Source organism: Agrococcus phoenicis (genome assembly GCF_047302415.1).
Classification (GTDB): Bacteria; Actinomycetota; Actinomycetes; order Actinomycetales; family Microbacteriaceae; genus Agrococcus.
In genome coordinates, this window is sequence record NZ_CP154854.1 from 512044 (window position 1) to 533482 (window position 21439).

15 protein-coding genes are annotated in these 21439 nt (G+C 70.6%); 13 read left to right on the forward strand and 2 right to left on the reverse strand.

Features of this window, described 5'->3' with window-relative positions:
- The first annotated feature begins 1 nt into the window (after position 1).
- The 3 genes from gcvH to AA0Z99_RS02540 are packed head-to-tail and all read left to right on the forward strand — an operon-like array spanning position 2 to position 5054.
- Complete coding sequence (gene gcvH / locus AA0Z99_RS02530; protein WP_413319161.1) at positions 2-361, forward strand: glycine cleavage system protein GcvH; 360 nt, start codon at positions 2-4, stop codon at positions 359-361.
- The gene (gcvP, locus tag AA0Z99_RS02535) at positions 361-3204 is read left to right on the forward strand and encodes an aminomethyl-transferring glycine dehydrogenase (protein WP_413319163.1); all 2844 of its coding nucleotides are present in this window, start codon (positions 361-363) and stop codon (positions 3202-3204) included. Before gcvH ends, gcvP begins: the two co-directional genes overlap by 1 nt.
- On the forward strand, positions 3204-5054 hold the full coding sequence (locus AA0Z99_RS02540) for an ABC transporter substrate-binding protein (protein WP_413319165.1): 1851 nt from the start codon (positions 3204-3206) through the stop codon (positions 5052-5054). The genes gcvP and AA0Z99_RS02540 overlap by 1 nt, the downstream gene beginning before the upstream one ends.
- Before the next feature lie 63 nt (positions 5055-5117).
- On the opposite strand, the gene AA0Z99_RS02545 is transcribed toward AA0Z99_RS02540, so the two are convergent.
- A complete protein-coding gene (locus AA0Z99_RS02545) occupies positions 5118-5882 on the reverse strand; it encodes a CPBP family intramembrane glutamic endopeptidase (protein ID WP_413319167.1) in 765 nt (254 codons plus the stop codon).
- A gap of 163 nt (positions 5883-6045) precedes the next feature.
- Here AA0Z99_RS02545 and AA0Z99_RS02550 point away from each other — a divergent pair, with 163 nt between their 5' ends.
- The 3 genes from AA0Z99_RS02550 (at position 6046) to AA0Z99_RS02560 (ending at position 10544) form a co-directional block, all read left to right on the forward strand.
- Positions 6046-7866 carry an ABC transporter family substrate-binding protein gene (locus AA0Z99_RS02550; protein WP_413319168.1) on the forward strand — a complete coding sequence of 607 codons (1821 nt, stop codon included), beginning with the start codon at positions 6046-6048 and terminating at the stop codon, positions 7864-7866.
- 138 nt (positions 7867-8004) lie between these two features.
- The gene (locus tag AA0Z99_RS02555; RefSeq protein ID WP_413319170.1) at positions 8005-9546 is read left to right on the forward strand and encodes an ABC transporter permease; all 1542 of its coding nucleotides are present in this window, start codon (positions 8005-8007) and stop codon (positions 9544-9546) included.
- Positions 9543-10544 (forward strand): ABC transporter permease, encoded by a 1002-nt coding sequence (locus AA0Z99_RS02560; protein ID WP_413319172.1) that lies wholly within the window; start codon positions 9543-9545, stop codon positions 10542-10544. The genes AA0Z99_RS02555 and AA0Z99_RS02560 overlap by 4 nt, the downstream gene beginning before the upstream one ends.
- A 35-nt stretch (positions 10545-10579) precedes the next feature.
- Here the strand turns inward: AA0Z99_RS02560 and AA0Z99_RS02565 are convergent, their stop codons facing one another.
- A complete protein-coding gene (locus AA0Z99_RS02565; RefSeq protein WP_413319174.1) occupies positions 10580-11197 on the reverse strand; it encodes a PH domain-containing protein in 618 nt (205 codons plus the stop codon).
- A 62-nt stretch (positions 11198-11259) separates the two neighbouring features.
- Between AA0Z99_RS02565 and AA0Z99_RS02570 the strand changes: the two genes are divergently transcribed.
- The 7 genes from AA0Z99_RS02570 to AA0Z99_RS02600 all read left to right on the forward strand — a co-directional run bounded on the left by AA0Z99_RS02570 (position 11260) and on the right by AA0Z99_RS02600 (position 20677).
- The gene (locus tag AA0Z99_RS02570; protein ID WP_413319176.1) at positions 11260-13161 is read left to right on the forward strand and encodes an ABC transporter ATP-binding protein; all 1902 of its coding nucleotides are present in this window, start codon (positions 11260-11262) and stop codon (positions 13159-13161) included.
- A gap of 83 nt (positions 13162-13244) precedes the next feature.
- A complete protein-coding gene (gene typA / locus AA0Z99_RS02575; protein WP_413319178.1) occupies positions 13245-15149 on the forward strand; it encodes a translational GTPase TypA in 1905 nt (634 codons plus the stop codon).
- A 166-nt stretch (positions 15150-15315) separates the two neighbouring features.
- Complete coding sequence (locus AA0Z99_RS02580) at positions 15316-16410, forward strand: PIG-L family deacetylase (RefSeq protein ID WP_413319180.1); 1095 nt, start codon at positions 15316-15318, stop codon at positions 16408-16410.
- On the forward strand, positions 16407-16730 hold the full coding sequence (fdxA, locus tag AA0Z99_RS02585; protein ID WP_072314026.1) for a ferredoxin: 324 nt from the start codon (positions 16407-16409) through the stop codon (positions 16728-16730). Before AA0Z99_RS02580 ends, fdxA begins: the two co-directional genes overlap by 4 nt.
- Entirely contained in the window at positions 16730-17803 is a 1074-nt protein-coding gene (gene dapC, locus AA0Z99_RS02590) for a succinyldiaminopimelate transaminase (RefSeq protein WP_413319182.1), read from the forward strand. Before fdxA ends, dapC begins: the two co-directional genes overlap by 1 nt.
- 88 nt (positions 17804-17891) lie before the next feature.
- Complete coding sequence (locus AA0Z99_RS02595; protein WP_413320734.1) at positions 17892-19142, forward strand: citrate synthase; 1251 nt, start codon at positions 17892-17894, stop codon at positions 19140-19142.
- 80 nt (positions 19143-19222) lie between these two features.
- Positions 19223-20677, forward strand: a complete 1455-nt coding sequence (locus tag AA0Z99_RS02600; protein ID WP_413319184.1) for an NCS2 family permease — start codon at positions 19223-19225, stop codon at positions 20675-20677.
- Positions 20678-21439: the final 762 nt, after the last annotated feature.

The window sequence follows — 21439 nt, forward strand, 5'->3', positions numbered from 1 at the left end:
CATGAGCGAGACGAAGTACACCAAGGACCACGAGTGGATCCGCGTCGAGGGCGACCTCGCCACCGTCGGCATCACCGACTTCGCGCAGGCGCAGCTCGGCGACGTCGTGTTCGTCGACCTGCCGGGCGTCGGTCGCAGCTTCGCCGCGGGCGAGTCCATCGGCGAGATCGAGTCGACCAAGTCGGTGGGAGAGCTCATCGCCCCCGCCGCGGGCGAGGTCGTCGAGGTCAACGACGAGGTCGCGGGCGACCCGACGCTCGTGAACTCCGGCGCCGAGGCCGAGGGGTGGCTCGTGAGGCTGCGCTTCACCGAGGAGCCCGAGCTGCTCGACGAGGCCGCCTACCGCGAGCTCACCGCCTGATGCGTCCGTTCGTCGACCGCCACATCGGCACGGATGCGGCGGCGCAGCAGATCATGCTCGAAGCGGTGGGCTTCGACTCGCTCGAGGCGCTCATGGATGCCGCGGTGCCCGCTGGCATCCGCAGCGCCGGCGCCGACATCGGCGAGGCTGCCTCCGAGACCGCGGCGCTCGCCGAGCTGCGCGCCCTCGCCGGCCGCAACCGGGTGCGCCACAGCGCGATCGGGCTCGGCTACCACGGCACCGTGACCCCGGCGCCGATCAAGCGGCTGATCCTCGAGAACCCCTCGTGGTACACCGCCTACACGCCCTACCAGCCCGAGATCAGCCAGGGCCGGCTCGAGGCGCTCATCAACTTCCAGACCATGGTCGCCGACCTCGCGGGCCTCGACATCGCGAACGCGTCGATGCTCGACGAGGGCACGGCGGTCGTCGAGGCGATGCTGCTCGCGCGCCGCGCCTCGAAGTCGGCCTCCTCGGTCTTCGTCGTCGACGCCGACCTGCTGCCGCAGTCGAAGGCGCTCCTGCGCCATCGCGCGCACGCCACGGGCATCGAGCTCGTCGAGCTGCCGCTCGCGCAGACGGCCCCGGCCGACCTGCCCGACTCCTTCGGCGTCATCGCGCAGCTGCCCGGTGCATCCGGCCTCGTCTGGGATGCGCGCGGCATCTTCACGGCCTCGGCCGAGATGGGCGGCGTGCCGGTCGCCGCCGCCGACCTGCTCTCGCTCGCCCTCATCGAGGCGCCGGGCAGGCAGGGCGCGCAGATCGCCGTCGGCTCGTCGCAGCGCTTCGGCGTGCCGATGGGCTTCGGCGGCCCGCACGCGGGCTTCATGGCGGTCGCGCAGCGCCTCACCCGGCAGATGCCGGGCCGCCTCGTGGGGGTGTCGCAGGATGCCGACGGCTACCCCTCCTACCGCCTGACCCTGCAGACGCGGGAGCAGCACATCCGGCGCGAGAAGGCGACCAGCAACATCTGCACCGCGCAGGTGCTGCTGGCCGTGATGGCCTCGTTCTACGGCGTCTACCACGGGCCCGCGGGGATCCTCGCGATCGCGGAGAGCGTGCACGCCGTCGCGACGCGCTTCGCCGCTGCGGCGCGCGAGGCCGGTCACGAGCTCGTGCACGAGTCGTTCTTCGACACGGTGCGGATCCGCGTGCCCGGTCGTGCGACCGAGCTCCGGTCCCGCGCCGCCGACGCCGGCATCCTCGTGCACGCCGTCGACGACGACACCCTGCACGTCGCCTTCGACGAGACGTGGGCAGAAGTCGGCACCGGTGTGCCGCTCGCGACGCTGCTCGAGGCGCTCGGCTTCGCCGAGGCGGGGGAGGGCGCGCACGCCATCCCCTCCTCGCTCGCGCGCACGACCGAGTTCATGACCCATGAGGTCTTCGCGGCGCACCGGTCGGAGACGCAGCTGATGCGCTACGCCAAGCGGCTGTCGGATCGCGACTACGCGCTCGATCGCGGCATGATCCCGCTCGGCTCCTGCACGATGAAGCTGAACGCCGCTGCCGAGATGGAGGCCATCACGTGGCCGGAGTTCTCGCAGCTGCACCCCTACGCGCCGATCGAGGATGCCGAGGGCACGCTCGCGCTCGTCGACCAGCTGAGCGGGTGGCTGGCGGGCATCACCGGGTACGACACGGTGTCGCTGCAGCCGAACGCCGGCGCGCAGGGCGAGCTCGCGGGCCTCATGGCGATCCGCGGCTACCACCGCTCGCGCGGCGAGGAGCACCGCGACGTCGTGCTGATCCCCGCATCCGCGCACGGCACGAACGCGGCGAGCGCGGTGCTCGCCGGGTGTCGCGTGGTCGTGGTGGCGACGAGCGAGAACGGCGACGTCGACCTGGCCGATCTCGAGGCGAAGATCGCGGCGCACGCCGACGACCTCGCGGGCCTCATGATCACCTACCCCTCGACGCACGGCGTCTACGAGGCGGAGGTGCGGCGCGTGTGCGAGCTCGTGCACGAGGCGGGCGGCCAGGTCTACATCGACGGCGCCAACCTCAACGCGCTGCTCGGCCACGCGACGTTCGGCGACATGGGCGGCGACGTCTCGCACCTGAACCTGCACAAGACCTTCTGCATCCCGCACGGCGGCGGAGGCCCTGGCGTCGGTCCGGTCGCGGCGAAGGCGCACCTGGCGCCCTTCCTGCCCCGCGACCCGCGCGAGGAGCCGCAGGTCGTCGACGGGCTCACGCTCGGCGCGAACCCGCTGTCGGCCGCGCCCTGGGGCTCGGCGTCGATCCTGCCGATCTCGTGGGCCTACGTGCGCATGATGGGCCTGGAGGGACTCACCAAGGCGACGGCGAGCGCGGTGCTCGCGGCGAACTACGTCGCGGCTCGACTGCGCGATCACTTCCCGGTGCTCTACACGGGCGACCACGACCTCGTCGCCCACGAGTGCATCCTCGACCTGCGACCGCTGAAGGAGGCGACGGGCGTCTCGAACGACGACGTCGCGAAGCGCCTGGTGGACTACGGCTTCCACGCGCCGACCATGTCGTTCCCGGTGGCGGGCACCCTGATGGTCGAGCCCACCGAGTCGGAGGACCTCGCCGAGATCGACCGGTTCGTGGACGCGATGATCGCGATCAAGGCCGAGGCCGACGCGATCGGTCGGGGCGAGGTGCCGCTCGAGGAGAGCGCGCTGCGCCGTGCTCCGCATACGGCGGGCTCGATCGTGCACGGGGAGTGGAGCCGGCCGTACTCGCGCGAGCAGGCGGTCTTCCCGGTGCCGGGCGTCGAGCGGGCGAAGTACTGGCCGCCGGTCGCGCGCATCGACCAGGCCTACGGCGACCGCAACATCGTCTGCAGCTGCCCGCCCGTGGAGGCCTTCGCCTGATGCCATCGTCTGTCGCTCGCCCCTCGGGGGGCGCGGGCTCCCGGGCGCGCGGTGCTGCCGCGCGCCCCGCGGGGCCCCGCGCCGCCGCGATCGCCACCGCCGCCATCGCGGCGCTCGCGCTGAGCGCGTGCGGCGGCCCCTCGTACCCGCCGCGCGTGGTGCCCGGCACGAGCGTCGACGTGGCGTGGGAGGGCGAGCTGACCTCCGTGAACGCCGAGAGCACCACGGGCGCGACCCCGGGCAACCGCGATCTCGCGGCCCTCACCCGGGGTGCGTTCACCACGCTCGGCGACGACGGCGAGCTGCGCGAGGATCCGAGCTTCGGCACGGTCACGATCGCGAGCGAGTCCCCGTTCACCGTGCGCTACGACCTCGCCGACGGCGTGCGCTGGTCCGACGGCGTCCCGGTCGACGCGGCAGACCTCATGCTGGCGTGGGCTGCGACCTCCAACGCCCTCTCGACGCCGGACCTCGACGTGGCAGCGCTGCGCGGCACGGACGGGGCGCTCGACCTCCCCGAGGATGCCGTGTGGTTCGACGTCGCGGAGTCGGGCGGCCTCGTGCACTCCACCGGCGCCACGAGGGATGACTGGCAGCGCTCCATCGACGTCGAGCTCTCGCAGCCGATCCCCGACTGGCAGCAGGCGCTGCCGATCGCGGTGCCTGCGCACGTGCTCGCGCAACGGGTGCTCGGCATCGACGACCCGATGGAGGCGAAGCAGGCGGTGCTCGAGGCCATCGACCGCGTCGATCCGCTCGTGCTGCACCGGCTCTCGGCGGCGTGGAGCAGCGAGTTCACCATCGATCCGCTCGCGCCCGCTCCCGATCTGCTCGTCTCGAGCGGTGCCTTCCGCGTCGACGCGATCCAGAACGGTCGCGTCGACCTGCTGGCGAACTCCTCCTACGTCGGGGCGCAGAGCGCGGCGATCGAGCGGCTCGCGCTGCGGCCCGTCACCGACGACGACGCAGCGCTCCAGGCGCTCGCCGCGGGCGAGATCGATGTCGCCACGGTCGAGCCGACGCAGGAGAGCCGCTCCGTGATCCGCGATCTCGAGCGCGATGACGCCACGCTCCTGCTCGACGGCGACGGCACGCGCTGGGAGCTCGTGCTGCGCGCCGATCGCGCCCCGCTGCAGTCGGTCGAGGCCCGCACCTCGTTCCTCCGCTCCTTCGATCAGCGCCGCGCGACCGAGGCCGTGCTGGGGGAGCAGGCGCAGGATGCCACGGACACCGATTCGATCCTGTTCCGCTCCGGCACGCGCATCTACGAGTACGCGCTCGAGGACGCGGGCTTCGGGGAGGCCTTCGGCGGTGCGGATGCCGAGGACGCTGCCCTGCTGCGGGATTCGATGGCGATCCCCGCCGGCACGGAGCTGTGCGTGCTCCACGACCGCGCATCGGGCTTCTCGACCGCCTACGTCGAGGCGATGCGCGAGCAGGCCGCCGAGGCCGGGTGGGCGGTGCGCAACTGCGGCGTCGACGACCTGCGCGCGGGGCTCGCGGCCGACGACTGGAACGCGGTGCTGCGACAGGTCGCCGTGCCGGAGGGCGTGAGCGAGATCGACGAGCGCTGGCGCGACGGCGGCATCACGGCGGCGTCAAGCGCGGAGCGCGACGCCCTGCTCGACGAAGCGCTCGCCACCGCGGATCGGGATGCGCTCGAGGAGACCCTGCTCGAGCTGGAGACCTCCCTGGTCGCCGATGCGCTCGTGCTGCCCATCTTCGAGCGCTCGCCGACCACCATCTCGGCCGCCGAGGTGCAGGGCGTCGCGCCCAGGCCGCACAGCGCATCCCTCACGTGGAACGCCTGGGAGTGGTCGGTCGAGACCGCCACCGCTCCGGCCCCGTGACCCCGCGCCGCACCTCCACCCGCTGGTCGAGGAGCGCGCGACGCGGTCGCGCGCGTCACGAGATCACCCGCCGAACAGCGCCGGGAACGTCGCGTACGCCCACGGGTAGCCCACGAAGACGGCGACGTCGATGAGCGTGTGCGCGACGATGAGCGGCACGAGCCTGCCGGTGCGCTGGTAGAGCCAGCCGAACAGCAGCCCCATGGCGATGTTGCCGAGCATCGCGGGCACGCCCTGGTAGAGGTGGTAGACGCCGCGCAGCAGCGCCGCGGAGACGATGATCGCCCAGGGGCTCCAGCCGATGCGGCGCAGTCGCTCGAAGAGGTAGCCGATCACGATCACCTCCTCGGTGAGCCCCGCTCGCAGCGCCGAGAGCAGCAGCAGCGGCACCGTGAACCAGTGCGCGTCGAGCGGCGACGGCACGACGTCGACCGTCAGCCCCATCGCCCGACCGGCGAGGTAGAGCGCGAGCCCCGGGATCCCGATGATCAGCACGAGCGCGGCGCCGGATCCGGTGTCGCGCCACGGGCGGGCGGCGTCGATGCCGAGCGCGCCCAGGTGGGGCCTCCGCGCGCGCCAGAGCAGCCAGATGACCAGCGCGACGGGCACGAGGTCGAGCAGGATCCCGGTCAGCTGGTAGGCGAGGTCGAGCCAGGCGCGATCGGATCGGCTGGGGTTCAGCGCCACCTGCTGCTCGCCGATGGGCGCCTCGCGCGTCGAGACGTCCGCGAACTGCAGCACGGACCACAGGGCGCTCGCGCCGAGCGAGAGCAGCAGCACGATGGCGATCTCCGACGCGAGGCGGCGGCGGCTGGGGGCGTCGTGCACGCTCCCACGCTACGGGCTCCGGGCATCGGATCGCGCAAGCACCAACTTGGTAACGATCGGGAGAACTGCCCTGATCGCTCGAAGCCCCGTGCTTAGACTGACGACTATCTCAGAGCACTGCGGCTCAAGAAGCCGCTCGCTCACCTTGCACAGGAGGAAACCAGTGACAATTCTCAACAGGCGTCGCGGTCGCGCGCTCGCCGGGCTGGCCATCGGCACCGCCGCTATGGTCGCGCTCGCAGGCTGCACCACGACCACCCCGGAGCCGGCGGAGTCCGGCGACACCGGTTCGGCCGCTCCCGCGGGCGGCACGATCAGCGTCGCGCAGACCAACGCTGCGACCGCGCTGAACTCGGGCACGCCCGACACGAACCTGAACACGAACGGCATGGTCGACTACCTCATGGGTGCCGGCACGGGCCCGGGTTCGTTCGCGTACGTCGACCCGGAGTTCAACATCGTCCCCGACGAGACCAACGGCACGATGGAGCTCGTCAGCGACGAGCCGCTCGTGGTGCGCTACACCCTCGACCCCGAGGCTGTCTGGTCGGACGGCACGCCGATGACCACGACCGACCTCCTGCTCTCGTGGGCGATCGGCTCGGGCTACTACGACGACGCCACCTACGACGAGGCGACCGGTGAGGTCACCGAGGGCAACGTCTACTTCCAGCTCGCCGGTTCGACGGCTGGTCTCGACACCACCGAGTTCCCCGAGATCGACGCGGAGGCGGGCACGCTGACGCTGAACTACGGCGCTCCGTACGTCGACTGGAACCTGGTCAACCTCATCAACAAGCCGGCGCACGTCTTCGCCGAGGCCGCTGGCTTCGGCTCGGTCGAGGAGCTCGCGACGTTCCTCGAGGAGACCCCGCAGGGCGACCCCGAGTCGCCCGCGGAGCCGAACGAGCAGCTGCAGGCCATGGCCGAGCTGTGGAACACGGGCTACAACATCACCGCGATGCCTGAGGACGAGGGCCTCCTCGTCGGCGCCGGCATGTGGATCCCGAAGGACTTCCAGGCTGACGACGGTGGCTTCATCTCCTTCGAGCCGAACCCCGAGTGGCGCGGCGAGATGCAGCCGTCGTTCGACGAGCTGATCATCCGCTTCATCGGTGACCCGAACGCGCAGATCACGGCACTCCAGAACGGCGAGGTGCAGGTCATCGAGCCGCAGCCGTCGGCCGACACGATCTCCTCGATCGAGGCCTTCGGCGGCACGCTCATCCAGGGCTCGCAGCTGGCGTACGACCACCTCGACCTCACGATGGACTCGGAGGTCTTCTCCGACCCGACCGTGCGCGAGGCGTTCCTCATGACCATCCCGCGCCAGCAGATCCTGGACTCGATCATCACGCCGATCCAGGAGGGCGCCGAGGTCCTGAACTCGCAGCAGTTCGTCACGAACCAGCCGCAGTACCAGGACGCCATCGCGGAGAACGGCTACAGCGACTTCGCTGAGCCCGACATCGAGGGCGCTCGCGAGCTGCTCGCCGGTGCCACGCCGACGGTCAGCATCCTCTACAACACGGAGAACCCGAACCGCGTCGACTCCTTCCAGCTCATCCAGGCGAGCGCTTCGGAGGCCGGCTTCAACGTGGTCGACGCCGGATCGCCCGACTGGTCGAGCCTGCTCGGCAGCGGCGACTACGACGCGTCGATCTTCGGTTGGGTCTCGCCGGGCGTCGGCTACGCGAGCCTGCCGCAGATCTGGAAGACCGGCGGCGGTGGCAACTACAACGGCTACTCGAACGCCGAGGTCGACGCTCTCGCCGACGAGTCGCAGGTCACCATCGGTGACGAGGAGCGCCTGACGGAGATCCAGATCGAGATCGACCGCCTGTCGCGCGACGACTTCTACGGCCTGCCGCTCTTCCAGACCCCTGGTCTGGTCGCGACCAACGGCGGCGTCGACGGTGTCGTCTACAACGGCGGCCAGACGGGCGCCATCTGGAACACGTGGGAGTGGACGCTCGCGGGCTGATCGCCTGACAGTATGATTCCCAGTTAGTCCTTCGGCCGTGGCTGTCGGGACCTCGTCCCGGCAGCCACGGCCAACCCGTGTCCGTCCTCGATTCGCGCGCGACCCGCGCGGTCCTCCGGCTGATCGGAGCACAGAGCCATGCTCAGCTTCATCGTGAGGCGCATCCTTGCCTCCATCCTCACGCTCCTCGTGGCGTCGTTCATCATGTACGTCCTGACGGCGTACTCGGACAACCCCCTCAAAGACCTCCAGGCGTCCAACGCCCCGAACGCGCAGCTGCTCATCGCCCAGCGCATCGAGCGCCTCGACCTCGACGTCCCGCCGCCGCTGCGGTGGTTCGGCTGGCTCGCGGGTGCAGCAGGCTGCCTCACGCCCTTCACGCCGTGCGACCTGGGCACCGACCTGAACTACGCACAGGTCACGCAGCTCCTCCCGCCCGCGGCAGCCTCAACGGTGAGGCTCGTCGCCGCCTCGACGATCCTCGCGATCATCTTCGGCATCATCACGGGCATCGTCTCGGCGCTGCGGCAGTACTCGGCGTTCGACCTCGGCATGACGTTCGTCAGCTTCTTCCTCTACTCGCTGCCGTCGTTCCTCGCAGCAGTGCTGCTGAAGGAGTTCGTGGCGATCGGCTTCAACGACTGGCTCTCGAGCGGCGACTCCAGCATCGGGTTCATCCCGACGCTCGTGATCGCGCTCGTGATCGCGGTGATCATGCAGGCGCTCGTCGCGGGCTCGCGGCGCAACCGCATCATCACCGCCCTGGTCTCCGGCGCCGCCACCTTCGGCATGCTGTACTACCTCGACGCGGTCAACTGGTTCCAGCAGCCCGGGCTCGGCGCTGTCGGCCTGCTGCTGCTCATCGGCGGCACGGTCTTCGGCGTGACGGCGGTCCTGGCCGGCTTCGGCAACCGCCGCGCGCTCATCGGCGCCATCAGCGCCGGCGTGCTCGCGTACGTCTCGTACTTCGTGCTGCAGGGCCTGTTCGACATCTCCACGGTGTGGACGATCGGCATCCTCGGGCTCGCGACGCTCGCGGCGTGCTTCGTCATCGGATGGGTCATCGGCGGCACCGACCGCAGCCAGGTCATCCGCGTCACGATGGTCGTCGGCCTGCTGTCGTCGCTGCTCGTGGTGGCAGACCGCTACCTGCAGGCGTGGCCCTCGTACATCGCGAACCCGCGCATCAACAACCGCCCGATCGCGACGGTCGGCGAGCAGACCGTCGGGCTCTCCGGCGACATGTGGATCATGGGCATCGACACCTTCACCCACTTCCTGCTGCCGACGATCTCGCTCACGCTCATCTCGTTCGCCGGCTACACGCGCTACGCGCGCGCCGGCCTCCTCGAGGTCATGAACCAGGACTACATCCGCACCGCGCGCGCGAAGGGACTCTCCGAGCGCGTCGTGATCACGCGGCACGCGTTCCGGAACATGCTCATCCCGATCACGACGATCGTCGCCGCTGACATCGGCGCCCTGCTGGGCGGTGCGCTCATCACCGAGCGGGTCTTCGCCATCAGCGGCATGGGCGCGCTGTTCAACGTGGCGCTCGACCGCGTCGACGTGAACCCGGTCATGGGCTACTTCCTGGTGATCGCGATCACCGCGATCCTGTTCAACTTCCTAGCCGATCTGAGCTACGCGCTCCTCGACCCGAGAGTGAGGGTCAAGTGACGAACTCTGCCAAGACCACGACGCAGGACGAGGTGGCCGGCCAGAGCCAGAGCCGCCTGATCCTCAAGCGCTTCATCTCGAACAAGGCCTCGATGGTCTCGCTCGTGCTCCTGATCGCCATCTTCGTGTTCGCGATCTCGGCGATCGGCATCGGTCCGATCCCGGGCTGGTGGCACTACGACTACCGCACGCCCAGCGCGGTCGTCGAGGGCGGGCGACCGACGATGTCGCTCATCCCCGAGTGGCTGGGTGGCGCAGGGCTGTACCTCGGCGACCACCCCTTCGGTCAGAACCGCATCGGCGTCGACTACTTCGCGCAGACGATGCGCGGCGTGCAGAACTCCTTCGTCGTCATCGTGCTGCTCGCGGGCGTCGCGACGATCGTCGGCACCGTCGTCGGCGCCGTCGCCGGCTACTACCGCGGCTGGGTCGACGCGATCCTCATGCGCATCACCGACGTGTTCATCGTGATCCCGCTGATCGTCGTCGGCGCCGTCGTCGGCGCCATGACGGGCGGCCTCGGCGTGCAGTACCTGGCGATCTTCCTCGGGCTCGTGGCCTGGATGGGCATCGCGCGACTCGTGCGCGCCGAGTTCCTGTCGCTGCGCGAGCGCGAGTTCGTCGAGGCTGCGCGCGTCGCGGGTGCGAACGACTTCCGCATCATCTTCAAGCACATCCTCCCGAACGCGATGGGCGTGGTGATCGTCGCGGCGTCGCTGATCGCCGCGGCCGCGATCATCCTCGAGGCCTCGTTGAGCTACCTGGGCTACGGCATCCTGCCGCCGGACACCTCGCTCGGCCGTCAGGTCTCCGACAACCAGTCGGCCTTCGCGACCAGGCCGTGGCTGTTCTGGTTCCCGGCGTTCTTCATCGTGACGCCCGCGCTGCTGATCAACTTCATCGGCGACGGCCTCCGCGACGCGTTCGACCCGCGCCAGAAGCGCTTCTCGGTGCGCCGCACCAAGGAGCAGCCGGCGGCTGCTGAGCAGCGCGCATGATGCGCGGCCTCAGCAGCAGCGCAACGGCGATCGCGTCAGAGGAGCAGCGGCACGCACGCGATGAGCACGGGTCCCGCGGCGAGGGCCGCGACGCGCCACCAGTGCAGGACGACCGGCACGGCGACGCCTTCGGCGTCCGCGCCGCGCGGCGCCGACGCCCAGCGATCGCGCACGAGCCGCGCCGCGTCACCCGACTCGGTGCCGGGCACGTCGCCGATGCGCATGCCGACGTCGAGCGGGTTGCGGGGATCGCGGGGATCGCGGGCGTCATCGCCCGCCTGGCGAGCCTTGCGGCGGGCGCTGAGGCGGCCGGCCTGCGGCGCGCACCACACGGGCCAGCGACGGTTCGGTGTGAACAGCGTGAGCGAGTAGCGCGTGTCGACGTGGATGAGCGCTTCCCACGCGACGCGGACGGTGCGCAGCGGGTTGCGGATCTCGCATCCGCCGCGGTCCACCACGAGCGCTGGAGCCCACAGCACCACGAAGGCCGCGTAGGCGAGCCAGACGACGGCCAGCACGGCAGCGGCCGCGCCTCGAGGGTCCGCCTGCATCGCGCCGAGCGCTCCGAGCACGGCCAGCAGGGCCCAGCAGAAGATCGCCATGCCGCGGTTCACGCGGGAGTGGACGGTCACGGCACGCGGGTCGTCGTTCACGGCTCCATCGTCGCAGGCACCGCCGAGCGCGACGAATCCGACACCCCGCTGGAGGAGGCGGCATGACTTCGCACCACACTGAGAACCCCCAGCACGTGCAGGACGGGGCACCCGCCCTGCAGATCTCCGGGCTGCACGTCGACTTCGCGGTCGACGGCTACTGGGTCCCCGCCGCGAAGGACGTCTCGTACGAGATCGGCAAGGGCGAGGTCGTCGCCGTCGTCGGCGAGTCCGGCTCCGGCAAGAGCGTCTCCTCGATGGCGATCCTCGACCTGCTGCCGAAGAACGCGCGCACGCGCGGATCGATCAAGCTCGGGGGCGATGAGATCTTCGGGCTCGCCCCGCAGAAGATGCGCGAGGTGCGCGGCAACCGCGTCTCCGCGATCTTCCAGGAGCCGATGACGGCGCTGAACCCGGTGCTGACGGTCGGCTTCCAGATCATGGAGGGCCTCCGCCTGCACCGCGAGATGGTGCCGAGCGCCGCGCAGGAGCGAGCGCTCGAGATGCTGGAGCTCGTCGAGCTGCCCGACCCGATGAAGGCGTTCAAGTCCTACCCGCACCAGCTCTCGGGCGGCCAGCGGCAGCGCGCCATGATCGCGATGGCGCTCTCGCTCGACCCTGAGCTGCTGATCGCCGACGAGCCGACCACCGCGCTCGACGTGACGGTGCAGGCCGAGATCCTCGAGCTCATGCGCGATCTGAAGGATCGGCTCGGTTCGGCCGTGCTGCTCATCACCCACGACATGGGCGTGGTCGCCGACCTCGCCGACTGGGTGGTCGTGATGGAGCAGGGCAGCATCGTCGAGCAGGGCCCGGTGCGCGAGATCTTCTCGAACCCGCAGCAGGCCTACACGCAGATGCTGCTCTCGTCGGTGCCGCGGCTCGGCGAGGGCGCCGAGGGTGAGGAGCGGATCGACCTGACGGCCGCGCTCGCCCTCGCGGCGCACCACGAGGTCACGGACGACGACCTGCGGCTGCGCGTGGAGGAGAACGCGCGCGCCGCGGAGCAGGCCCAGCGCACCGAGCGGGAGTTCACCGGCGAGCCGGTGCTCGTCCTGGACGACGTCGCGATCGAGTACGGCAAGAAGGGCAAGCTCGGCACGTTCCGCGCCGTCGACGGCGTCTCGCTCGAGATCCGCGCCGGCGAGATCCTCGGCCTCGTCGGCGAGTCGGGATCGGGCAAGTCGACGATCGGGCGGGCGGCCATCGGGCTCCAGCCGATCGCCGAGGGCCGCCTCGAGGTCGCGGGCATCGACATCTCGCACATCGACCGCAAGCTCGCCCGGAGCCTGAACCGCAAGGTCGGCATCGTCTTCCAGGACCCGTCGTCGTCGCTGAACCCGCGACTGCCCATCGGCGAGTCGATCGGCGAGCCGATGTACCTCGCGAAGATCCACCGCGGGGCTGCGCTCGACAAGCGCGTCGAGGAGCTGCTGGATGCCGTGCGGCTGCCGCGCGCGTACCGCAACCGCTTCCCGCACGAGCTCTCCGGCGGCCAGAAGCAGCGCGTCGGGATCGCCCGCGCGCTGTCGATGAGCCCGGAGCTGCTGGTCGCCGACGAGCCCACCAGCGCGCTCGACGTCTCGGTGCAGGCGACGGTGCTCGAGCTGCTGCGGGAGCTGCAGCAGGAGCAGGGCTTCGCGTGCCTCTTCATCAGCCACGACCTCGCCGTCGTCGACCTGATGTCGGATCGCATCGCGGTCATGCACCAGGGCAAGATCGTCGAGCAGGGCGCCCGCGACGCGATCCTGCGCGCCCCGAAGGAGCCGTACACGCAGCGGCTCATCGCCGCGATCCCCGTGCCGGACCCCGACAAGCAGCGTGCCAGGCGCGCGCTGCGGCACGAGCTGCTCGCGCGCACCTCCGAGGACGGCGCTCGGGTCAAGGGCGATGAGGTCGACGTCGAGCAGCTCGCCGACGAGCGCAAGACGCAGACGGCGATCGAGGAGGAGCGCGGCATCTGAGCCGCGACGACCGGCCGCAGCCGCCCGCTAGGATGGGCGACTGCGGCCGTTCGTCGCGCACTCCCCATACGGAAGGCTCCTGTATGCCGATCGCATCGCGATCAGATCTCCGCAACGTGGCGATCGTCGCCCACGTCGACCACGGAAAGACCACCCTCGTCGACGCGATGCTCACGCAGACCGGCTCGTTCGGCTCGCACGACACGCACGACGAGCGCGCCATGGACTCCAACGAGCTGGAGCGCGAGAAGGGGATCACGATCCTCGCCAAGAACACGGCGATCCGCTACGTGGGCGAGCACGCCGTCGACGGGCCCGTGATCATCAACGTCATCGACACCCCCGGGCACGCCGACTTCGGCGGCGAGGTCGAGCGCGGCCTCTCGATGGTCGACGGCGTCGTGCTGCTCGTCGACGCCTCCGAGGGCCCGCTGCCGCAGACGCGCTTCGTGCTGCGCAAGGCGCTCGAGGCGAAGCTGCCCGTGATCCTGCTGGTGAACAAGACCGACCGCCCCGACGCGCGCATCGACGACGTCGTGGGGGAGAGCCAGGACCTGCTGCTCGGCCTCGCCTCCGACCTCGCGGACGACGTCCCCGACCTCGACCTCGACGCCGTGCTCGACGTGCCCGTCGTCTACGCCTCCGGCAAGGCCGGCCGCGCCTCCACCGTGCGCCCCGCAGACGGTGCGCTCCCCGAGAGCGAAGACCTCGAGCCGCTGTTCGCCGCGATCCTCGAGCACATCCCGGCGCCGACGTACGACGACGAGGCGCCGCTCCAGGCGCACGTCACGAACCTCGACGCATCGCCCTTCCTCGGTCGCATCGCGCTGCTGCGCGTGAAGGCCGGCACGATCAAGAAGGGCCAGACCGTGGCCTGGGTGCGGCACGACGGCGAGGTGCAGAACGTGCGCATCACCGAGCTGCTCGAGACGAAGGCGCTCGAGCGCGTTCCCGCCGAGAGCGCCGGCCCCGGCGACATCGTGGCGGTGGCGGGCATCCCCGACATCACGATCGGCGAGACGCTCGCAGACCCCGACGACGTGCGCCCGCTGCCGACCATCACGGTCGACGAGCCCGCGATCTCGATGACGATCGGCACGAACACGTCGCCGCTCGCCGGCAAGGTCAAGGGCGCCAAGCTCACCGCGCGCATGGTGAAGGATCGCCTCGACCGCGAGCTGATCGGCAACGTGTCGCTCCGCGTCGTCGACGTGGGCCGACCTGACGCCTGGGAGGTGCAGGGCCGCGGCGAGCTTGCCCTCGCGATCCTCGTCGAGCAGATGCGCCGCGAGGGCTTCGAGCTCACCGTCGGCAAGCCGCAGGTCGTCACGCGCAAGATCGACGGCGTGCTGCACGAGCCGTTCGAGCACCTGACGGTCGATGCGCCCGAGGAGTACCTCGGCGCCGTCACGCAGCTGCTCGCCGCCCGCAAGGGCATCATGGACGGGATGCAGAACCACGGCACCGGCTGGGTGCGCATGGAGTTCGTCGTCCCCTCGCGCGGACTCATCGGCTTCCGCACCGAGTTCATGACGATCACCCGCGGCACGGGCATCGCGAACGCCATCGCGCACGGCTGGCGGCCGTGGGCGGGCGCGATCACGACGCGCAACAACGGCGCCCTGGTCGCCGACCGCATGGGCTCCGCCACGCCGAACGCGATCATGGCGCTGCAGGAGCGCGGCGTGTTCTTCATCAAGCCGGGCGACGACGTCTACGAGGGCATGGTCGTGGGCGAGAACGCGCGCGCCGATGACATGGACGTGAACATCACCAAGGAGAAGAAGCTCAACAACATCCGGTCGTCGACCGGTGAGGAGCTCGAGCGCCTGACGCCGCCGAAGCAGCTCTCGCTCGAGGAGTGCCTCGAGTGGGCTCGTGACGACGAGTGCGTCGAGGTCACGCCGCAGCACGTGCGCATCCGCAAGGTGAACCTCGACTCGACGACGCGCGCTCGCGAGGCCAGCCGCCTCAAGAAGCAGGGCTGACGCCGCTCCGCGACAGGACCCCTCCCGCCGACGGCGACCCGGTGCACCGGGTCGCGGATGGCAGGAGGGGTCCTTCGGCGTGCGGACGCCGCACCACGTGAGCAGCCGGGTGCGCGCCCGACCGGCGCGTCCGTCAGGGCCCGCCAGCGGTGGTTGGATGAGAGGGATGGATCCCCGCCTCGAGCGTGTCATGTTCGTGCACGCCCACCCTGATGACGAGACGCTCTCGACCGGTGTCGCGATCGCTGCTGTCGCCGAGAGCGGGGGCGACGCCGTCGTCGTCACGTTCACGCTCGGCGAGCGCGGCGAGGTGCGCGCCGAGCGCATGCCCGATGTGGAGGAGGTCGGCATCGGCGAGGTGCGCCGGGCCGAGCTCGATGCCGCGCTGCGCGCCTTGGGCGCGCGAGGTCGCCGCATCCACGGCTGGGACGACTCGGGCATGGCGTGGCACACCAACGGCAAGGCCGGTGCCGCCCCCGACGCGCCGCCGACCTCCATGAGCCGCGCCGACGTCGACGACCTGGCGGATGCGCTCAGCGCCGTCGTCGAGGAGGTCGACCCGACCGCCCTCGTGACCTACGACGCCGACGGCGGCTACGGGCATCCGGATCACGTGGCGGCGCACCATGCCGCCGTGCTCGTCGCCCGCCGCTACGACCTGCCGCTCTACGTGCGCACCCACCGGCCCGCCGACGTCTCCTTCGCGCTCGCGCCGGTGCGCCACCGGGTGCTCGCCGCGCTCGCCGAGCACCGCTCGCAGCTGACGGTCGAGGGCGACGACGTGCTGCACGTCGGCGGTCAGCGCCGCGCGATCGACGCGGTCGAGCACTATCGCCTGATCGAGGCGCGCCCGAAGCGCAGCACGCGCTGGATGCTGCGGGTGGGCGCGCTGCTGGCCGGCCTCGTCGTCGGGGCGGTGGGCACCTTCTCGCACCAGCAGCTGCCGTGGGGGCTCGGCCTCTCCCTCGTCGCCGCCGTCGGACTCATCGTCGGGGTGCGCGCGACGAGCGGATCTCGGCCGATGACGATCGCGGCCGTGGTCGGTGTGCTCGGCGTCATCGCCGTGATCGCGATCGATCCGCTGGGGCGCGGCGCCTGGGGCACCGAGCGCTCCATCGTCCCCGCGAACCTCGCGGGCTGGCTGTGGTCGCTCGTGCCGGTGCTCGCATCCTTCGTCGCGCTGGCGTGGCCGGATGCGGAGTCGATGCGGCGGATTAGGATGGCCAGGAGCCGAACGACAGGAGGGGAGGAAGACCGATGACCTACGTGATCGCGCTCCCATGCGTGGACCTCAAGGATCGCGCCTGCGTCGACGAGTGCCCCGTCGACTGCATCTACGAGGGCGAGCGGATGCTGTACATCCACCCCGACGAGTGCGTCGACTGCGGTGCGTGCGAGCCGGTGTGCCCCGTCGAGGCGATCTTCTACGAGGACGACACGCCTGAGGAGTGGGCCGAGTACTACGAGGCCAACGTGCACTTCTTCGACGAGATCGGCTCGCCCGGCGGCGCCGCGAAGGTGGGCGTGATCAAGCACGACCACCCGATCGTGGCGGCCCTCCCGCCGCAGCAGACCAGCTGATGCTCCTGCCCGAGTTCCCCTGGGACACGCTCGCGGGCGCCAAGGCCCGTGCCGAGCAGCACCCCGGCGGGCTCGTCGACCTGAGCGTCGGCTCCCCGGTGGATCCCACGCCGCCGCTGATCCAGGCAGCGCTCCGCGATGCGACCGACGCCCACGCCTACCCGACGAACCACGGCACGCGCGAGGCGCGCGCCGCGATCGCCGAGTGGTTCTCCCGCGTGCGCGGCGTCGACGGCATCGCCGACGAGCACGTGCTGGTGACGGTCGGCTCGAAGGAGCTCGTCGCCGGGCTGCCGCTGCAGCTCGGCCTCGGCGCCGGCGACGTGGTCGTGCACCCGTCGGTCGCCTATCCGACCTACGACATCGGCGCACGCATCGCGGGCGCCGAGCCGGTGCGCGCCGACGACCCCGAGGAGTGGCCGGCGGGGACGAGGCTCGTCTGGCTCAACTCGCCCTCGAACCCGACGGGCGAGGTGCTCGGAGTGGAGGCGCTGCGGCGCGTCGTGCAGGCCGCGCGCGAGCGCGACATCGTGGTCGCGAGCGACGAGTGCTACGCGCTGCTGCCGTGGGAGGTCGCCGAGGCGCCCTCGATCCTCGACCCGCGCGTCACCGGCGGTGACCTCCGCGGCCTCGTCTCGGTCTACTCGCTGAGCAAGCAGTCGAACCTCGCCGGCTACCGCGCCGCCTTCATCGCCGGCGACCCCGGTGTCGTGCAGCGCGTGCTCGCCGTGCGCAAGCACCTGGGCCTCATGGCGCCGAGCCCCGTCCAGCACGCGCTCGCCGTCGCGCTCGCCGACGAGGCGCACGTGGCCGAGCAGCGGGAGCGGTACCGAGCGCGTCGCGCGCGGCTGCTGCCGGCGCTGCGGCAGCGCGGCTTCGAGGTCGCCTCCGACGCGGGCCTCTACCTGTGGGCCGCCGACGGCTCGGATGCGCTGGAGCAGGTCGACGCGCTGTCGCGGCTCGGCATCCTCGTCGCCCCCGGCACCTTCTACGGCGACGCCACCCGCGTGCGGGTCGCGCTCACCGCCTCCGATGCCGACATCGACGAGGCTGCGGCGCGCCTGCTGGGCTGATCGGCGTGCGTGAAGGGGCTGCCGCGCCGGGCGATAGTCTGTCTGCGTGACGATCGAGGACACCGCCAAGCCCGCCCGTTCCGTGACGCTGCAGCACGACGGCGGCTCCACGCAGCTGCCGGTGCTGGAGGCCGCTGACGGTCGCGCCGCGGTCGACGTGTCGAAGCTGACGCGCGACACGGGGCTGACGACGCTCGACTACGGCTTCGTGAACACGGCCAGCACGCGCAGCGCCATCACCTACATCGACGGCGACGCGGGCATCCTGCGCTACCGCGGCTACCCGATCGAGGAGCTGGCGGAGCAGAAGACGTTCCTCGACGTCGCGCACCTGCTGATCTACGGTGAGCTGCCGAGCGAGGACGAGCTGGCCGGCTTCGACCAGAGCGTGCGCCGCCACACGCTGCTGCACGAGGACCTGCGCCGGTTCTTCGATGCGCTGCCGCGCGACGCGCACCCGATGAGCGCCCTCTCGAGCGCCGTCAGCGCCCTGTCGACGTACTACGAGCCCGACCACGACCCGCGCGACGCGGCGAAGGTCGACAAGCAGACGATCCGCCTGCTGGCGAAGATGCCGGTGATCGCGGCCTACGCGCACAAGAAGTCCATCGGGCAGGCCTTCCTCTACCCGGACAACAGCCTGAGCTTCGTCGAGAACTACCTGAAGCTCAACTTCGGCATCGAGGCCGAGCCGTACATCCAGAACCCGGTGATGGTGCGCGCGCTCGAGCGCCTGCTGATCCTGCACGCCGATCACGAGCAGAACGCCTCGACGTCGACCGTGCGCATGGTGGGATCGACCGACGCGAACCTCTTCGCCTCCGTGTCCGCCGGCATCCACGCCCTCTCCGGCCCGCTCCACGGCGGCGCGAACGAGGCCGTGCTGTCGATGCTGCGCGGCATCCGCGACTCGGGCGAGGGCGTCGAGCGCTTCGTCGAGCGCGTGAAGCGCAAGGAGCAGGGCGTCAAGCTCATGGGCTTCGGCCACCGCGTCTACAAGAACTACGACCCGCGCGCGAAGCTGGTGAAGACGTCGGCAGAAGAGGTGCTCGCCCAGCTCGGCGTGCGCGACCCGCTGCTCGACATCGCGCAGGAGCTCGAGCAGGTGGCGCTGGCCGACGACTACTTCAAGGAGCGCAAGCTCTACCCGAACGTCGACTTCTACACCGGCGTGATCTACAAGGCGATGGGCTTCCCCGAGCGCATGTTCACGGTGCTCTTCGCCATCGGTCGGCTCCCGGGCTGGATCGCGCACTGGCGCGAGATGATGCTCGACCCGCAGACGAAGATCGGCCGGCCGCAGCAGCTGTACGTCGGCCCGACCGAGCGCCACATCTGACCCACCCTCCTGGCGGCTGAGCCGCTCCGCGCCACGGGCGCCGAGCGCGTCGAGGCCCCCGCGCCCGACCCGGAGCACCCATGACCAGCACGACGCAGGCGGCGCCGAAGGGCGCCATCGACCGCTTCTTCAAGATCACGGAGCGGGGCTCCTCCGTCACGCAGGAGGTGCGCGGCGGCCTGGTCACGTTCTTCGCGATGGCCTACATCATCGTGCTGAACCCGCTGATCATCGGCGGGTTCTCGGCCGATCAGGCGGCGGTCGACGTCGAGGGCGGATGGTTGCCGAACCACCAGGTCGCGGCCGTCACCGCGCTCGTCGGCGGGCTCATGACGCTCGCGATGGGCCTCATCGCGAACGTGCCGTTCGGCCTCGCCGCTGGGCTGGGCATCAACTCCTTCCTCGCGTTCAGCCTGGTCGGCGAGCTCACCTGGCCGGAGGCCATGGGGCTGGTCGTCATCAACGGCATCATCATCGTGGTGATGGGGCTGACGGGCCTGCGCCGCATGATCTTCGATGCCGTGCCGCCGGCGCTGAAGAGCGCGATCACGGTGGGCATCGGTCTGTTCATCGCCTTCATCGGCTTCGTGGACGCCGGCTTCGTGCGCTCGACCTTCGCCGCCTCGCCGCCCGTGCAGCTCGGCGACGGCGGCTCCATCACGGCGCTCCCGACCGTCGTCTTCATCATCGCGCTGGCGATCATGGGCGTCCTGCTGTCGCTCCGCGTCAAGGGCGCGCTGCTGATCGGCATCGTCGCGACCACGGTCATCGCGATCATCCTCGAGGCCATCTTCAAGGTCGGCCCGTCGCTGGGGGAGAACCCCGACGCGTGGAACCTGAACCCGCCAGCGCTGCCGACCGCCATCTTCTCGCTGCCCGACTTCTCGCTGATCGGCCAGGTGTCGTTCGGATCCTTCGAGCGCATCGGCGTGCTCGCGACGACGATGTTCATCTTCACGCTCGTCTTCATGAACTTCTTCGACGCGATCGGATCGATGACCGGGCTCGCCCGACAGGCCGGTCTCGCCTACCCGAACGGGCAGTTCCCCGGGCTGAAGCGCGCGCTCGTCGTCGAGGGTGTGGGCGCCGTCGCCGGCGGTGGTGCGAGCGCCTCGTCGAACACGGTCTTCATCGACTCCGCCGCCGGTATCGGCGATGGCGCTCGGACGGGCCTGGCCTCGGTGGTCACGGGTGTGCTGTTCCTCGCCGCCATGTTCCTGACGCCGCTCACCTCCGTGGTGCCGCTCGAGGTCGCTGCGGCGACGCTCGTCGTCGTGGGCGCCCTGATGATGGCGCAGATCGCCGACATCGACTTCACCGACTTCCGAGTGGCGCTGCCTGCCTTCCTCACGATCGTCGTGATGCCGCTGACGTACAACATCGCCAACGGGATCGGCGTCGGGTTCGTCGCCTGGGTGCTGATCAACGCGGTCTCCGGCAAGGCGAAGCAGATCTCGCCGCTCCTCTGGATCGTCGCTGCGCTGTTCGTCGTGTTCTTCGCGCGGGGTCCGATCGAGGCGCTGCTCGCGGCCTGAGGCCTCGCGACCTGAGGCCTCGCGACCTGACGCCCCACGACCCGACCCGCCGCCGGAACCGCTTCGGCGCGCAGTCCCACAGCCCCCGGAGCGCCCACCACCCGCGCTGGCCCGCGCGATCGCGGCGCGAGCTGCGACTCGCTGCTCCGCCGATTCGATCATCCGCCGATCCGCTGTTCCGCCGATCCGTTGATCCGCCGATCCGCTGGTGCGCTGATCCACCGATCCGCCGATCCGGCGCTCGGGTGAGCGGGCGACCCGATGAGGAGCGACCGCGAACCGCGACGCGCTGCGGGCGCGGCCAGATCCGGCGACGAGGCGCTGTGCTCAGGCGCCCCCCGACGACCCGGAGCCTTCGGTGCGACATCGCGACCGGCGACGGCGACGGGAGCAGCTGCGCACCGTGCCCGTGGGCGACGCGCCCGGAACGGCCTTGGTGCGCAGACGGCTCGGGGCCGTGTAGGCTGAACAGGTTGCCATGAACCGGGAACGAACCGTGCGGGAACAGCGAGTTGACAGCTGCTCCAGAGCGTGTAACCTAGACAGGTTGCCACGAGCCGGGCCTGAGGGTCCGGTGGGAGTACGAGCTCCGCACGGCGTGTCGAATTGACATGGTCTGGGAAGTGGTTATGATTGAGAAGTTGCCTCGGCGCTGATCCCTGATGGGGTGAAGCACGGGAGCGTCCGATCCTTGAGAACTCAACAGCGTGCACAATGTCATATGCCAAATTATTTACTCGTCCTGCCTTCGGGCAGAACGAT

What these genes read in the sequence shown, in the direction of transcription:
- AA0Z99_RS02580 (WP_413319180.1), top strand. Translation starts at nt 15,316, where the DNA reads ATGGATCCCCGCCTCGAGCGTGTCATGTTCGTGCACGCCCACCCTGAT.
- AA0Z99_RS02570 (WP_413319176.1), top strand. Translation starts at nt 11,260, where the DNA reads ATGACTTCGCACCACACTGAGAACCCCCAGCACGTGCAGGACGGGGCA.
- typA (WP_413319178.1), top strand. Translation starts at nt 13,245, where the DNA reads ATGCCGATCGCATCGCGATCAGATCTCCGCAACGTGGCGATCGTCGCC.
- AA0Z99_RS02600 (WP_413319184.1), top strand. Translation starts at nt 19,223, where the DNA reads ATGACCAGCACGACGCAGGCGGCGCCGAAGGGCGCCATCGACCGCTTC.
- AA0Z99_RS02540 (WP_413319165.1), top strand. Translation starts at nt 3,204, where the DNA reads ATGCCATCGTCTGTCGCTCGCCCCTCGGGGGGCGCGGGCTCCCGGGCG.
- gcvH (WP_413319161.1), top strand. Translation starts at nt 2, where the DNA reads ATGAGCGAGACGAAGTACACCAAGGACCACGAGTGGATCCGCGTCGAG.
- AA0Z99_RS02555 (WP_413319170.1), top strand. Translation starts at nt 8,005, where the DNA reads ATGCTCAGCTTCATCGTGAGGCGCATCCTTGCCTCCATCCTCACGCTC.
- fdxA (WP_072314026.1), top strand. Translation starts at nt 16,407, where the DNA reads ATGACCTACGTGATCGCGCTCCCATGCGTGGACCTCAAGGATCGCGCC.
- gcvP (WP_413319163.1), top strand. Translation starts at nt 361, where the DNA reads ATGCGTCCGTTCGTCGACCGCCACATCGGCACGGATGCGGCGGCGCAG.
- dapC (WP_413319182.1), top strand. Translation starts at nt 16,730, where the DNA reads ATGCTCCTGCCCGAGTTCCCCTGGGACACGCTCGCGGGCGCCAAGGCC.